This is a genomic window from Paraburkholderia humisilvae (assembly GCF_902859855.1).
GTDB lineage: Bacteria > Pseudomonadota > Gammaproteobacteria > Burkholderiales > Burkholderiaceae > Paraburkholderia > Paraburkholderia humisilvae.
This window is the reverse complement of sequence record NZ_CADIKH010000044.1, coordinates 46,463-59,594: the sequence shown is the minus strand read 5'-3', so window position 1 is coordinate 59,594 and position 13,132 is coordinate 46,463. Positions and strand designations below refer to the sequence as shown.

The 13,132-nt window shown below is 67.4% G+C and carries 12 protein-coding genes; 10 read left to right on the top strand and 2 right to left on the bottom strand.

Features of this window, described 5'->3' with window-relative positions; all coding sequences use genetic code 11:
• From HV796_RS31045 to tssA, 9 genes are all read left to right on the top strand, one after another.
• Nucleotides 1–1,175: pentapeptide repeat-containing protein (locus HV796_RS31045; protein WP_217478041.1), on the top strand; the 1,175-nt coding region annotated here is incomplete at its 5' end.
• Nucleotides 1,172–2,302, top strand: coding sequence for a pentapeptide repeat-containing protein (locus HV796_RS31040; protein WP_175231514.1), 1,131 nt, complete (start codon nt 1,172–1,174; stop codon nt 2,300–2,302). The genes HV796_RS31045 and HV796_RS31040, both read left to right, overlap by 4 nt.
• Nucleotides 2,299–2,862: a DUF3540 domain-containing protein gene (locus tag HV796_RS31035; RefSeq protein WP_175231511.1), complete on the top strand. Its 564-nt coding sequence runs from the start codon at nt 2,299–2,301 to the stop codon at nt 2,860–2,862. Before HV796_RS31040 ends, HV796_RS31035 begins: the two co-directional genes overlap by 4 nt.
• A 4-nt stretch (nt 2,863–2,866) precedes the next feature.
• Entirely contained in the window at nt 2,867–3,253 is a 387-nt protein-coding gene (locus HV796_RS31030; RefSeq protein ID WP_175231508.1) for a PAAR-like domain-containing protein, read from the top strand.
• A gap of 9 nt (nt 3,254–3,262) precedes the next feature.
• Nucleotides 3,263–3,760: a hypothetical protein gene (locus HV796_RS31025; RefSeq protein ID WP_175231505.1), complete on the top strand. Its 498-nt coding sequence runs from the start codon at nt 3,263–3,265 to the stop codon at nt 3,758–3,760.
• 45 nt (nt 3,761–3,805) lie between these two features.
• Nucleotides 3,806–5,350, top strand: a complete 1,545-nt coding sequence (gene tssK / locus HV796_RS31020; protein ID WP_175231502.1) for a type VI secretion system baseplate subunit TssK — start codon at nt 3,806–3,808, stop codon at nt 5,348–5,350.
• A complete protein-coding gene (locus HV796_RS31015) occupies nt 5,331–6,287 on the top strand; it encodes a DotU family type IV/VI secretion system protein (protein WP_175231499.1) in 957 nt (318 codons plus the stop codon). Before tssK ends, HV796_RS31015 begins: the two co-directional genes overlap by 20 nt.
• Nucleotides 6,284–10,444: a type VI secretion protein IcmF/TssM N-terminal domain-containing protein gene (locus tag HV796_RS31010; RefSeq protein ID WP_175231496.1), complete on the top strand. Its 4,161-nt coding sequence runs from the start codon at nt 6,284–6,286 to the stop codon at nt 10,442–10,444. Before HV796_RS31015 ends, HV796_RS31010 begins: the two co-directional genes overlap by 4 nt.
• Before the next feature lie 22 nt (nt 10,445–10,466).
• Nucleotides 10,467–11,669, top strand: a complete 1,203-nt coding sequence (gene tssA, locus HV796_RS31005) for a type VI secretion system protein TssA (RefSeq protein ID WP_175231493.1) — start codon at nt 10,467–10,469, stop codon at nt 11,667–11,669.
• 28 nt (nt 11,670–11,697) lie between these two features.
• Here the strand turns inward: tssA and HV796_RS31000 are convergent, their stop codons facing one another.
• Nucleotides 11,698–12,009, bottom strand: a complete 312-nt coding sequence (locus HV796_RS31000; protein ID WP_175231490.1) for a hypothetical protein — start codon at nt 12,007–12,009, stop codon at nt 11,698–11,700.
• 122 nt (nt 12,010–12,131) lie between these two features.
• Here HV796_RS31000 and HV796_RS30995 point away from each other — a divergent pair, with 122 nt between their 5' ends.
• Nucleotides 12,132–12,410 carry a 7(1) septoil knot domain-containing protein gene (locus HV796_RS30995; protein WP_175231487.1) on the top strand — a complete coding sequence of 93 codons (279 nt, stop codon included), beginning with the start codon at nt 12,132–12,134 and terminating at the stop codon, nt 12,408–12,410.
• Nucleotides 12,411–12,463: 53 nt separating this feature from the next.
• Here the strand turns inward: HV796_RS30995 and HV796_RS30990 are convergent, their stop codons facing one another.
• Nucleotides 12,464–13,054, bottom strand: coding sequence for an SPOR domain-containing protein (locus HV796_RS30990; RefSeq protein WP_175231484.1), 591 nt, complete (start codon nt 13,052–13,054; stop codon nt 12,464–12,466).
• Nucleotides 13,055–13,132 lie beyond the last annotated feature (78 nt).

Here is a 13,132-nt window from a genome sequence, read left to right as displayed (position 1 = left end):
CCGCCGCGACGGCCGACGATCTTGCGCCGGCGCCGGCGCCGCGCGAGCCGGCCGCGGCAGCGCCAGAGCAAGATGTGCCGCGCGCCAAAGCGGCCGCTGCGTTCGCGGGACAAGCGTCCCAATTGCGTGCCGCCAGGCGCGCGCGGATGCGTTACACCGACCCCGACGGCCCACTGCCGCGCGCCGCCGCGCGCTGGCTCGGCGCGCAGGTCGAACAATGGCATCGCGCAGGCGTGCTGCTTGCGGGTCGCGATCTCGCCGGCATCGATCTGTCCGGCTTCGATCTGTCGGGTGCGGACCTGCGCGAAGTGCAACTCGAGAATGCCGACTTGCGCGACACGCGGCTCGCCGGCGCGCAGCTCGATCGCGCGGTATTGACGGGCGCGCGGCTCGACGGCGCGGACCTCTGCGGCGCGAGCCTTGTGGCAGCGAATCTGAGCCACAGCAGCGGCCGCGGCATTCGCCTGACGGGCGTCGACCTGACCCGCGCGTCCGCGTTCAATGCGAGCTGGCCGGAAGCGGACCTCGCCGACGCGCGGCTTGACGATTGCGTCGCGCCCGATATCGAGCTGGCCGGCGCGTGCCTCGAACGGGTCGCGGCGGCGCGCGCCTTGCTGCTCAATGTGCGCGCTCCCGGCAGCAACTGGCGCGGCGCGAGCCTCGAGTCCACCGTGTTGCTGCGTGCGCAGCTGACCGGCGCCGACTTTGGTGCGGCGTCGCTGCGCAAGGTCGTGCTGATGGACGCCGCGCTCGCGAACAGCCGCTTTGCCGATGCGAGGCTGGCGGATGTCGCGGCGGGCGGCAAGCTTGCCGACTGGTCGCACGCGGTGCTCACCGGGATGCGTGCGCAACATTGCAGCTGGCATCAGGCGCAGCTCGCCGCATCCGACTGGCGCGGCGCGTCGGCCGCGCAGTGCGACTTCGGGCGCGCGGACTTTGCTCACGCGGTACTGGACGACGCGGCATTCGCCGGTTGCCTGCTGACGGCAGCCAGGCTGAATGGCGTGCGCGCCGAACGCACCGACCTGTTTCGCGCGGTATGCCGCTCGGCCGACTTCACCGATGCGGTGCTGTGCCGCGCGAGCCTGTATCAGGCCGATACAAGCGATGCGCAGTTCTCCGGCGCGGACCTGAGCGGCGTGGTGATCGAAGCCGGACGAAAGGCGGTCGCATGAATTCGACATTCAATCCGTTCAGTCAGGCGTCGGGACAGGGGCCGTCGGCGAACATTGCCGGCACGCTCGCGCATATTGTCAAACAGATCGGCCTTGGCCGCCCGATCACAGGCATTGATTTGTCCGGTGCGCGACTTGCCGGGTTGAACTGGGCGGGGGCGGTGTTCAAGGACTCGAAGTTCGCCGGAGCGCAATTCGTTGCAGCCGATTTGAGCGGCGCACGCTTCGTGAAGTGCGATCTATCCGGCGCGGACCTGCGCGGTGCGGCGCTGTCGCGCTCGGCGTGGATCGAATGCCGGCTGCCGCGCGCCGATTTGTCGTCATCGCAGGCGACGTATTTGTCGCTGATGCAATGCGATGCGTCCGGGTCGAACTGGCGCGGTGCCGCGCTGCATCTGTCGACGCTGACGCACTGTGTGCTGTCCGCAGCGCAATTCGGCGCGGCTTCGCTGTCGCGCAGCGTGCTGTTCGGCTGCGACGTCGCGCAAGCGGACTTCGCGCATGCACGCTTCGATCAGGCCGCGCTGAGCGGGACCGATCTGCGCCGCGCGAACCTGAGCGGGCTCGAGGCGAGCACCTCCGTGTTCATGGAATGCAATTTCGCCGGCCTGCGGCTCGCCGGCATCCGCTTGCCGCGCTGCACGCTGCAGCAGTGCGACTTCAGCGACACCGATCTGAGCGATGCGGTGCTGACCGAAGCCAACTGCCGCGGCGCGACGATCGCGCGCGCGAAGGTGAACGGACTGCGCGCCGAGCGAACCTTGCTGCTCGACGCACAACTGACGGACCTGGACCTGTCGGGCACGACGCTGACCGGCGCGCTTTTCGCCCACGCGCGCCTTGCGCGCGTGTGTTTCGATCGCGCCCAAGCCGATCTGACTATCTGGCACCACAGCCACCTGACCGACGTGTCGTTCGCACACACGGCGCTCAGCTATGCGCAGTTCGATCACGCGCGCGGCGAGCGCGTGTCGTTCGAGCACGCGCAACTCGAACGCGTCAGTCTGCACGACGCGCAATTTAGCGATTCGTCATTTGCCCGCGCGCGCCGGTATCGGACGAAATCGACTGACGCGAAGCTGCTGGCCGCGCAACGTCGCTCACTGGATACGGAGAACTTGAGATGAATCGTCAATCGGCAACGCGACGCGAAGCGTCGACGGCGAGCCCGCAGTGGCACGAATCGAAGCTCGCGGTGGAGATCGGCGAACACCGCTTTCTGCTCGACGACGGGCGCATCGCGCACACGGCGCTCACCTGTCTGATCGAGCCGCGTGTCGGCGATCGCGTGCTGGTCGCGACCTGTGCGGACGCATCGTGCTACGTGGTCCACGTGCTAGCGCGCCCAGCTGGCGCCGGGCATGCCGATGCGACGCTCAGCGCGCCCGGGGTCGAGCGTCTGTCGATCAAGCAACGCTCGCTTGAACTCGTCGCCGCCGAGTGCGCGGCGCTGCGCTCGCTGAAGCATGTCGAGATCGTCGCGGCGGCCGGCACGTTGACGGTCAGCGCCAACGATCTGTATCGCACTGTGCTGCAAACGGTCGTTGACACGATGCAGCACTACGTCGGCCACGCGGAAAACTATCTGCTCGATGTCGAACAACTGCTGCGGCAACACGGCGCACAGGTGATGGTTACCGCGGAGAAAGACGTCAAGGTCGACGCCGACCGCATTTCGATGGGCTGACACCATGTTCGCGAATACCAATCTAGGCGTGCTCAATCTTGCGTTTCCGGACGTCTGCAAGCTGTTGCCGGTCCCGCTGCCGTTTCCGTTCCCGAACTTCGCGTTGTCCTTTACGCATATTCCGTCGGTATTCAACGTGATTTTCGGTGGCGGTCTCGCGGAGAATCTGATGACCCAGGGGACGGTGAGTCTCGGCGATATCTCCGCTGGAGGCGTGGTCTCGCAGATCGAGATGGGTCCCGACCGCCCGGTGCTCGGCAGTTTCAAGGTGATGGTCGGCGTGATGTTCGCAACCCGTCTGACGTCGTTGACGATGCAGAACGGCATGCCGCCGAACGCGGTCGGGCTGTCGCTGACACCGGCGCAGTTTCGTGTGCTGACGCTCGGCTGAGGCGCGACGATGAAACCGACTATCTCCTGTGCGCTAAAGGCTAACGGTTCGGCATTGAGCCGGACCGGCACCGCGCTGCTGGTGCTGATTTCGGTGTCGTTTACCGGCTGCGGCTGGTTCGGGCCGCCGACGGCGAAGCTGCGCGAGTTGACGATCGTTGCGGGCACCGACGCGAACCGTGCCAGCGCGACGGCGCTCGACCTGGTGTTCGTCTACGACGCGCCCACGCTTGCCGCGCTGCCACGCACGGGGCCCGACTGGTTCCAGCGCAGGGCGGAGCTCGCGACCGCACTGGGCCCGAAGATCTCGATCCGCTCGGTGCAACTGCCGCCGAATCAGACGCTCGGACCGCTGCGGTTGAGTTCGCATGAGAAAGATGCGCTCGCCGTCTATTGCTTCGTGAACTATGTGGCGCCTGCCGGTCAGGGCGTGGCGGACCTGACGCCGTACAAGCGGATGCGCATCACACTGACCCCTGACAGCGTTGCTTACGACGGGACGCGGTGAAGACCGCGATGCGTCGCCCGCCCAACATGCAGTGAAGAGGATCAAATGAACCGGTTTAACGGCTTTCCCGAGGTTCCGTACGGCATCCAGTGGTCGGAAGGCCTGATGCTGTCGCCGCAGCACCTGCAGCAGAACGAACGGTTCTGGCAGGCGCATATGCGTTACCTGATCACGCGGGCAAACCCGGACTACTGGGGCGTGCATTCGCTCGAGGTGGACGAAGGCCAGCTCGAGCGCGGCCGCGTGGTGGTCCGCTCGATTGCCTGCGTGCTCGATGACGGCACGCCGGTCGTGCTCGATCGCCTCACGGACGCGGCGCTCGAGCTCGACGTGGCCACCGACATGCAGGACGCCGGCAGCCGCAGGCGCATCGCACTGGTGTTGCCGACGCGCGGCGACGCCGCCGCGGCGCCGGGCACGATGAACCGGCGCTTTGAATCGGTGGCGGGCGGCTCCGCGGTCGACGAGAACACTGGCGCGAATCCGGTGCCGATCGCGCGGCTGCGGCCCGCCTACCGGCTCGCGACGGGCTGGGTGCCAGGTGCGAACCTGCTGTGCGGCTGCCCGCTCTTCGAACTCGAACGGACCGCGCTCGGCACGTTCCGGCGCACGCCTTATCATCCGCCGCTCACGTCGATCGCCGTGTCCGGGTTCATGAAAGACAAGGCGCTCAACACGCGTGTCGAAGCGATGCGCGACGCGCTGCACATGAAGCTGCGGCAGATCGCGCAATCGGCCGCCAATGCATCGACGCGCGGCGCCGATGGCGACAGCTTCCTGACGCTTGCCGCGCGGCGCATGTCGACCGTGTTGCCGGCGCTCGACGTGCTCGCGCTGGGCACGGATGTCGCGCCGCGTCAGCTGTACCTGGCGCTTGCGCAGACGGTGGGCGCGCTGGCGTCGCTGGACACGCCGCCCGATCCGCCGATGCTGCCGCCGTACGATCATCTCGATTGCCAGCCGGGCTTCGATGCCGCGCTGACGTTTATCGAAATGCGCCTTGCGGCGATTCGCCCGATGTACGAACGTCTGCCGTTCGAACAGGTCGGCGCAGGTGAATTTTCGCGCGTGCTGCCGGCCGATGCGGACGGCACGCTGCTGATCGAAGTGATGCCGGCGGTTGCGCAAAGCCGCACCGATCTCGAGCACTGGTTCGAGAACTGCACGATCGCGCAGCCGGCGCTGCTCGCGCAACTCGAGCAGCGTCGCATCCCGGGTGCGACAGCGGCACCGGTGCCGGCGGTCGGTCGGCACGAGGGCCTCAATCCGGCGGCGCTCTACTACGAGATCCGCAACGGCGCGTTCGAGTTCGATGGCGCGATGCAGTCGATGTTCGTGCCGGGGCAGCCGCTCACGATCCGGGGCGGCGGCCGCTTCGCCGGTGCGCACGCGCCGGCGGCCATCGTGCTGTATCGCGCGCCGAATCGCACTGCGCCGACGCCGCGCGCGGGCGGTGCAGGCCACGCGGCCGAACCGGCAAGCACAGCGCGCGCACAGGGAGCGGTTCGCGAGGAGCGCGGGCTCGACGCGGCACAGCCGCCAGTCAAACCGGATGGAGCGGAGCACAGCGATGGTGCGCTCGACCATTGAAGCGGCTGGGCCGCGTCATCGGCTGCCGCTCTATGCGTACTTCTGCGACTTCTACGAAACGCTCGTGGACGTGAAGCCGATGCTGCTGCGTGCACGCGGCCAGGACGATGCCGTGTGGCGCACGGGGGAATCGCCCGCGCGTCGCGCGCACGAACGGCTGCTCGAGAAGTTGCGCGCGCAACAAAGCGCGGTCGAACACGACAGCGCGCCGGACGAGTGCGCGCTGTATCGCGATGCCCAATATGCGATGGCGGTGCTCGCCGACGAGCAGCTATTGCTCGAGGTGCGCTGGAGTGGCCGCGCCGAATGGCTCGACCTGATGCTCGAGGTCGCGCTGTTCGACACGCATGTCGCGGGCGTCGGCTTCTACCGGGTCATCGACCGGTTGCTTGCGACGCAGGCGCCGACCCGGATGCATGCGGAACTCGGTCTCGTGTTGCTGGCGGTGCTCGAGCTCGGCTTTCGCGGCGCGCTGCGCGGCGATCGCGAGGCGCAGACGCTCGCGCGGCGGCGGCTCGAACTGGCCGCGTTCGTGCGCACGGTGCGCGGTCATCGGGCGAGCGGCCGCGCCTTCGAACAGGCGTATGAGCATACGGTGCGGCTGCCGAGCCCGGAGACGTCCAGTGGCCGGCTGGCGCCGTTATCGCCGTGGTACTACGGTGCGCGCCTCGCGCTGGCCGCGTATCTCGTCGTGTCCGGCGTGATCTGGTTTACCGCGCTGCGGCCGTTCAATCAGCTGATCGCAAACGATGCAGCCGCGCAGCAGGCGGGCTTGAGCGGAGTCGGCTCGGGCGCGTTCGACGCGGTGCATGCGGCCGGCAAGTCCGGCATCAGCGGTGGTATGAGCGGTGGCGCGACGGACGGCGCGGCGGCCGCCGCGACTGATCACGTGCAGCGCGGCGCGATCGAGAAGCAGAAGAAGGGAGGCGCGCTGTGACAGTCACTTTTCAGATTCTGCTGGTCATCGGCGTGCTGCTCGGGCTGCTTGCCGCCGTGCTGATCTGGCGGGCGCGCTCCGCCGCGCCCGCGCCTGCGCAACTGGAGGCGACCGACGCGCCGGCGCGCGGTCCAGGCGGTTGGGTCTCGACCGTATTCGAAGCGATCGACTATGCGCGCACCCGGCGTGCGTGGCGCTATCGGCTGCCGTGGCTGCTGCTGCTCGGCGAGCGCATGGCGGGCAAATCCAGCTTCTCGCGTTCCGGGCCGAACCTCGAGCAGCCGCATCCGGATCGGCGCTATGCGGCGCTGCGCGCGGCGGGCGCCAGCTGGGCGGTGATGAATCGCGGCGTGCTGATCGATATCGATGGCGCGGCCAGCGCCGCGCCGTCCAATGGCGCGGCCAAAGGGGCGGGCGCACCGAACCCGGCCGCGCCGAAGCCGGCGTCACGCTGGAGCACGCTGCTGTCGGCGCTCGTCGATCTGCGTCCGGAGCGGCCGGTCGACGCGATCGTGCTCAGCGTCTCCGCGCGCACGCTGCTCGATACCGACCCGCAGGTCGCCGCGCGCGCCGGCGCCGACGCGTACCGCCAGTTATGCGACGTGCAGGATGCATTCCAGTTCGTGTTGCCCGTGTACGTCGTCGTCACGCAGTGCGATGCGATCAATGGCTTCGGTGCGTTCTGGCGTCAGCAGCCCGACGAATACCGCAAGCAGATGTTCGGCTGGTCCGCGCCGCTCAATGCGTCGAACGATACGCCCGCGGAATGGGGCGAATCCGCGCTTGCCGCAGTCGTCGACCAGTTGCGCACCATTCAGCTCGAAGCAGCCGCGCATTCGCGCGCCGATCTCGAGATGGCCGAGCGCGAAGGGGCCGTGCTGTTTCCGTCGCGTCTGCATGCGGTGCATGGCAGCTTGTCGCGCTGGCTCGCGCTCGCCTTTCGCGCGACCGTCGACCGTCCCGGCCACCTGTGCCGCGGGATCTATTTCACCGGCGACATCGATGGCAACGGCGTTGTCTCGAGCGGTGTAACGCGCAGCGATGTGTCGTTCGTCGACCATCTGATCGACGACAAGATGTTCACCGAATGGGGTGGCGCACGCGCAATGCGCTCCTCGGTGTGGTCGCGCAACCGCTTTCTGCGCAGCTTCCAGCTTGGCGCGGTGATGTGCGCGGCGGCGTGTGCGATCGCGCTGTCGTTTGCCGGTTACCGGCTGTATTCGACAGTCGAGCGGCTCGACCGGTCGCTCACGCAATTGCAGAGCCTGCCGCCCTACGAGGGCGGGGTCTGTCCGAGCGCCGCCGAAATATCGACGCTGCTGATGGCGCTGCACGATCTCGATACGCGCTCGTTCGACCTCGCGAATCCGTGGTCGTGGACCTGGCCGTGGCCTTCGCATCCTTTGCGCGATGGCGCGATTCGTGTGGCGGCCGCGCATGCTTTCAACGGCGTCATCCTGCCCGGACTGGGTTGCCAGTTGACCGCGCGTGCGCGCGAGCTGATCGCCCACGGCGAAAATGCCGGGCCGGTCGCGATGGAGGGACAGCTGCGGCTGCAACATGCACGCGATGGGCTGACCACGCATTTGCGCTCGGTGATCGACCTCGAGCATGCACTCGCGACGTATCGGGATATCGTGCGGCCGCTGTCCGGCGCGGCGACTCGCGCTGGGCTCGAAAGCTTCGGGCAGCTGGTCAATTTCGCGTACGCTCTGCCGGTTTCGCTCGTCACACAGAATAGTGACGACAGTGTGTTGGCACGTGCGGTCTGGTGGGGCTCCACCGACTATCAGCCAAACTTGCCCGACCGGTTGCCGCAAATCTATTCAGCCGACATCGTGCAGGACGAGCAGGCGCTGCGCGACGAACTCGTCTTGCAAGCATCCGTCGGCAAGCACCTGCTCGCGCAGCTCAATACCAACGAAGGCGATGCGGCGGCGCATGCGCGCTACCTGGTCTGGTGGCTTGACTGGACGCGAGACAACTGGCTCGGCACCGCGGGTCCCGGTAGAGGTCGCAATCTGTGCGAGCAGATTCGCGAGGATCTGCTCGCACAGACGCGCGCACTGGTTCAGGCCGGCTCCGTCACCGCCGAGGGCGCGCCGGTGTCGACCGGCAAGTCGGCGCTCGCGTACGGCGATCTGCCTGATATCACCGCGCGCATCTTCTCGCCGGAGCAGTGCGATGCGGCGGTCTATGCGGCGCTCGATTCGCTGAAGGTGCCGCCGTATGATCCGCTGATCGAAACGAAGCAAGGCGAGCGAAGCTTCGTTACGGCATTTGCGGCGGAATTCGATGGGCTGACCGAGCTCGCGCGTCTGCACTATATGCAGACTACCCGGCACGCCGAGCCCTTCGTCTGTCACGCGGACGGTGCGGGCTCGCCGGTCTGGAGCGCCGCAGCGATCGGCAACGCGCTCAACTATGTGAACGAATATCGCGCGTTCGCGCAACGGTTTCGGTTGGGCGCCGCCAGCGCGCCCGGAACGCGGCCGCTGTACGCCCGCATCGCGCTCAAGCAACTCGAGAACGCGATGAACCATGCGCTCAACGACGCGCAGCGCACGCCGCAGTCCGCCGGCCCTTCCGCGACAGACCCGGACCTTGCGTCTGCCGGTGGTGCGGGACTGACGCCGGTTTCATTCGACGAGCAGACGCTCGCGCAATCAAGCCGCGATCTCGCGCAGATGCTGGGCTCGCTCGTCGCCGTGGAGCGTAGCTACGCGGAGTTCGGATTTACGGGCAGCTATGCGGCGATCTCGAGCTGCCTGCAGCAGATCGCGTCGAATCATCTTTCGGACATCACCGGGCTTGCGTTGCAGAGTCGTCTTTTCATGCCGCAGGCGAACCCGGCGGGATCGGACTTCTACGAGCTCGGCACGGTTGCCGTCACGCGCGACTATCTCGCGCGTCAGGTGGCGCGCGCGCAGGTGCTGGCCGGATATGCGTCGCCATTCGCGGCGCTCGCGCAAAACGCCGGCAGCGGCGCCAACGCGCAGCCGAACGTGCAGACCGTCGCGTACTGGAGCAATTCGATCGCGGAGATCAACCGGTACGTGCCGGCCAACGATCCGTCGGGACAACTGGGCCAGCTGGCGTCGCTGTTCGTCGATCGGCTCAACGGCATGAACGCGGCGAATTGCCATGCGCGCATGCAGAGCTACGCGAGTGCCGACCAGGACGCGAACAATCTGTTCGCGTCGCTGCGCCGCACGCTGGTCGCCGATACGAACCTGCGTTGCGCGGGCGCGGATGCGGACGCGTTCGGGCAGCTGTTCATGAGCTTCGATGCGGCACTGGCCGGGCGCTTCCCGTTCGCTTCACTCGACGCGCCTGATGCGTCGCCTGCCGCGGTGCGCGAATTTTTCGCGTCGTACGCACTGCAGCGCAACGCGCTGCGCACGCAGGCCGCCGCATTGCCGAAAGCGCAGCGCAAAGTGGTCACGCGGTTTCTTGATCAGCTCGATGCCGCGCAGGCCTTCTTCGATGCGACATTGCGCGCCGACGGCACGCTGGCGGTCCATCTGAACGCGACGTTCAATGCACGGCCGGGCACGGAGCGCGGCGCGGATCAGGTGATCAGCTGGACGCTGACGTCCGGTGACCATGCGGCCGGCTATCCGAACCGGCCGAGCGGCCTGGACTGGGTGGCGAGCCAGCCGCTCGCGCTCGACCTGACGTGGGCGGACCTGTCGGTATGGACGCCGCACGCCGACCCGGCGCGAGCCGATGCTCCTGAGATAGATGGACCGACCGCGACGTTCGCGACCACGGGCACATGGGCCTTGATGCGCATGGTGCAGCAGCACGTCATGGATAACGGCGCGACGCCAGCGGACGGCGTGACGTTGCGCTACGACGTGCCGGTCGCCACCAGGGCAAGCGCCGCATCGGGGGCAGTGGCGGCGTCATCGCCGCAGCCGGTTGCGGCGATCCGGGTCGCGCGGCTGCTGGTCAATCTGCAAATGCAGGGCACCGATCCGACCAGCCGGACCGCGCTACCGCTCAGGATGCCTACGTTCCCGTTGCGCGCGCCGACGTTGGCCGCGCCACTGGCGAACCCGACCGCGCAGCTCCAGGACGTTCCGCCGTTGCCGACGCTGCCTGCGTTGCCGCAGGACGCGGGGGAAGGCCCGGCGGCGCCTGCAAAAGACTGAAGCCATGACTGAAAGGACCAGGATGTCGACCCCTCTAGACTTCGCCAAAGATTTCTTCGCGACGCGTTACGGCCTTGACGGCGCCGCCCTGTTTGCGCCGATCGAACCCGATGAGCCGGCGGGGCGTCTGCTGCGCGGCACGCCCGAATGGCTTGCGATCCGGCGCGCGCGTGAATGCGACGACTCGACGCTGCCGCTCGGCGCGTGGGTGCGCGACCTGAAGCATGCCGCATGGGATCAGGTGGCGGCCGCGACGCTCGATGCGCTCGCGAACCGCAGCAAGGACCTGCAACTCGCGATATGGCTGGTCGAAGCATTGCTGCATGAGCACGGCTTCGCAGGGCTCGCCGCCGGCGTCGCGGTACTCGACGCATTGACCGCGCGCTATTGGGACCTCGCGTATCCACAGCCGGCTGGCAACGATGTCGAGCATCGCGCGAACCTGTTCCGTTGGCTTAACGACAAGCTGGTCGTTCCCGCGAAGCTGGTGCCGATCACCGCGCCGGACGGCGAAGGCCGCGCGTATTCATGGGCGGATTGCGAGCGCACGCGTCTTCGGGAACGGGTCGCTGCCGGTTCGCAGAACGAGCGTGAGCGAGGCTCGGACGGCGACCCGGACGACGATCGCGATGCGGCGGGCTTCATGCGCGCGGTACGTGCGACGCCCGACGACGCGTGGCAGTGCCTGCATGCGGACCTCGAACAGGCGGGCGAGGCGTTGCTCGATCTGGGGGTGACACTGGACAGGTTGTTCGGTGACGACGCGCCGGGTGTGGGCGCACTGCGCAACCAGATCGAGCAGATCGAGGCGTTTGTTGCGGCTGAACTGCGTCAGCGAGGTGTGACGATACAGGCAGACGAAACGGCCGCGGATACAGCGGCGATCGGTTACGAAAGCGGCTCCGCGCATCGCGTTGATTACGGCAATGCGCGCGATGATGCGGACGACGCGGGCGGGCAATACGGTCAGTCATACGCTGACGCGCGGCTGGCGGGCGGCGCGCCGCTCAGCCGGGCGCGCGCCTATGCGCAACTCGCCGCCGCCGCGGCCGAACTGGTGCGGCTGGAGCCACACAGCCCCGTGCCTTATCTGATCCAGCGCGCGATCGAATGGGGGCAATTGAACACCACGCAGCTGTATGAGGAGGTGTTCATCAAGCGCCAGGGCCAACTCAACATTTTCGAGCTCGTGGGGCTCACCGTCGAACGCACGGAAAACGCATGACGAACTGCAACTGCAGGTACGCGACGCGTCAGCCGCGGGCCTTGAGTTTTGCCGCGACATCGGGTGGCAGTTCGTATGCGAGCGCAGTGCGCGTGCGCAGCGGCAGCGGCTCTTCGATCGCGTCGGCGATGGGCTGGCGCGGGCCGCGCGGTGCGATGCCCCACGCGGCAAGGACGCGCGCGCGCCGGGCTGGCGCGTTGTCACCGGCGGGCTCGCGTGTGCCGAGTACCGGGCGTGTTGTGCCATTGGGTTGGACCAGCGTGACCGGTGTGCCATCGGGCAGCTGTAACACGGTCTCGTCGGTGGGCTCCGTGCGGCGAGGGGAAGAGCGATCGGTCATCGGGGTACTCGGTTGGCAGGACTAGCGCGAGTATCGCCGCCGCAATGTCGCCACGCAAGCCCGCGCAGCGCTCGTCGGTTCATGCAAACCGGCCGCATGCGGCTGGGCACAAGGAGTCACTGATGGCACGGATCTACCAGGCGGCGACGCTCGGCGAAGCGCAGGTACGCATCGCGCTCGTACGCGATCGCGGCCGCGCGGACCTGCTCGCCTGCCGCGTCGACAGCTGGGGCATGGCTCACGGCGATACGTTGTGGTTCATTACGCGCAATCGTCACGACGCGACCGCTATCGCGTACTTCTGCGACGAAGGGTTGGCTCAGTTGAAGGTTTGCTTTGTCGACGCGCGCGGTGAGGTTGGCTGGCGCCGTGAACATCGGATGAAGGGGCGTCTTGGGTGACGCGGGGGGGCGTGTGCCATGGCGAGCGCTTGCGGCCCAAAGCAACGCGCGCGTTATGGATTGCCTTGCGTGGGAGCCGCAGCGGTGACCGATGCGTTTGCATTTGCTTTTGCTACAGGCGCGCTAGTGGAAGCGGATACGGATACAGCAGGTAGCAGGATGACTGGAGGCAGCACGGTCGTCTGCAACTGGCGTTGCACGACGAACTGATCGGCATCGGCGGCATCGACAGACCGGTAATCGCCGACTGCGACGATGAACGGCTGGCCCGCATCGCTAATGGGCACGATGGTCGTTTTGTAGTCCAGTTTGGCCGCTGCCGCGGCGAATATCGCAGCCGCTTCCTGCGATGCGAAGGTCGCGGCTTGCAGCGCATAGTGGCCAGCCGCAGGCGGCGGCACGGGCACCAGCAGGCTCGCGATGGGCGTCGATGCGGCGTTCGCGGCTTGCGCCGGCGCATCCGCATATGTGGCGCCGGGCTTCGCCGCGAGTGGAGGCGTCGCGCTCGTATCGTGCACCAGCGCCCGCGCGCGGGCGGAGAACGATTCGAGCGGCGCCTTGACCGATGGCGGCGCAAGGACGCCGGCTGCGAACATCGCCGCTCCGAACGCCAGAAGCAGTAGCAGAAACAGAGTCTTGAGCATAAGCGTATGAAAGCCGTTGTGGACAGGCCGCTGGATTGTGCGACCTGTCGGGAAGATAGGCAAGCGCGACTCGTGGTA

What these genes read in the sequence shown, in the direction of transcription:
- HV796_RS31035 (WP_175231511.1), top strand. Translation starts at nt 2,299, where the DNA reads ATGAATCGTCAATCGGCAACGCGACGCGAAGCGTCGACGGCGAGCCCG.
- HV796_RS30990 (WP_175231484.1), bottom strand. Translation starts at nt 13,054, where the DNA reads ATGCTCAAGACTCTGTTTCTGCTACTGCTTCTGGCGTTCGGAGCGGCG.
- HV796_RS31025 (WP_175231505.1), top strand. Translation starts at nt 3,263, where the DNA reads ATGAAACCGACTATCTCCTGTGCGCTAAAGGCTAACGGTTCGGCATTG.
- HV796_RS31030 (WP_175231508.1), top strand. Translation starts at nt 2,867, where the DNA reads ATGTTCGCGAATACCAATCTAGGCGTGCTCAATCTTGCGTTTCCGGAC.
- HV796_RS30995 (WP_175231487.1), top strand. Translation starts at nt 12,132, where the DNA reads ATGGCACGGATCTACCAGGCGGCGACGCTCGGCGAAGCGCAGGTACGC.
- HV796_RS31000 (WP_175231490.1), bottom strand. Translation starts at nt 12,009, where the DNA reads ATGACCGATCGCTCTTCCCCTCGCCGCACGGAGCCCACCGACGAGACC.
- HV796_RS31040 (WP_175231514.1), top strand. Translation starts at nt 1,172, where the DNA reads ATGAATTCGACATTCAATCCGTTCAGTCAGGCGTCGGGACAGGGGCCG.
- HV796_RS31015 (WP_175231499.1), top strand. Translation starts at nt 5,331, where the DNA reads ATGGTGCGCTCGACCATTGAAGCGGCTGGGCCGCGTCATCGGCTGCCG.
- tssK (WP_175231502.1), top strand. Translation starts at nt 3,806, where the DNA reads ATGAACCGGTTTAACGGCTTTCCCGAGGTTCCGTACGGCATCCAGTGG.
- tssA (WP_175231493.1), top strand. Translation starts at nt 10,467, where the DNA reads ATGTCGACCCCTCTAGACTTCGCCAAAGATTTCTTCGCGACGCGTTAC.